Origin of the sequence: Chitinophaga varians (assembly GCF_012641275.1) — a bacterium.
In the GTDB taxonomy this organism is placed as follows: domain Bacteria; phylum Bacteroidota; class Bacteroidia; order Chitinophagales; family Chitinophagaceae; genus Chitinophaga; species Chitinophaga varians_A.
In genome coordinates this window covers 1-870 of sequence record NZ_JABAIA010000020.1, presented here as the reverse complement: position 1 = coordinate 870, position 870 = coordinate 1, and the positions used below count along the sequence as shown (strand labels likewise).

Here is an 870-nt window from a genome sequence, read left to right as displayed (position 1 = left end):
ATCTTATGGTGGTTTTGCCAAGGGTGTTCACCTCTTCCCATTCCGAACAGAGAAGTTAAGCCCCTTATGGCCGATGGTACTGCACTATCATGCGGGAGAGTAGGTAGCTGCCATATTTATTAAGAAAGGTCCTGGTGACATGCCAGGACCTTTTTCTTTCTATATAAGTAGAAGCTCTTCTCTTCTTAATCATCAGATTGCTCTTATAGTAGAGCACATCGATTACCTCCACAGTATACAGTTGTATACAGCTTCGTAGGTCCGTTACCGTGGACCAGTTAAAACGAAAAATAATAGCAATTAAGTTGAAATAATTTTTGCTGCGAATGATAAAGATGCTATCTTTGCCATCCGCTCCAAAAAAGCGCTGTTCTTTGTTTGAATAAAGGGTTGATTATCATCAGATTGAAACTGCTTTTCCTAATAGATAAGTCATTAAAACTGAGATAATTAAATATAAAAAACTTTAAAAAAGTTTTGGTGGTAATGAAAAGAATCACTACCTTTGCAACCCCAACGCAAACGACGCGAAACGGATAAAAGTTCTTTAAGAAATAACACAAGATGTATGGCCAAACGGGCCACAGGGATCGGATCTCAAACATCAGCAACAGACTAGCAATAGTCTAAAGCTCTTTGACATATTGGGAAATGCAAGTTGTATACGGATAGTAATATCTATATACTAAAATATTTAAAGCGAATAAGGGCGCATGGTGGATGCCTAGGATCTAAGAGGCGAAGAAGGACGTGGTAAGCTGCGATAAGCTACGGGGAGCTGCAAACGAGCATTACATCCGTAGATTTCCGAATGGGACAACCCGGTACACTGAAGGTGTATCACTCGAAAGAGAGCCAACGCAGGGAACT

General features: G+C 40.2%; 2 rRNA genes. Both read left to right on the top strand.

Annotated features, from left to right (window positions below):
• The first annotated feature begins 4 nt into the window (after positions 1-4).
• Positions 5-116: ribosomal RNA gene (rrf, locus tag HGH92_RS33415) — 5S ribosomal RNA — on the top strand.
• Between the two features lie 577 nt (positions 117-693).
• Positions 694-870 (top strand): 23S ribosomal RNA (locus tag HGH92_RS33410); the annotation flags it as partial.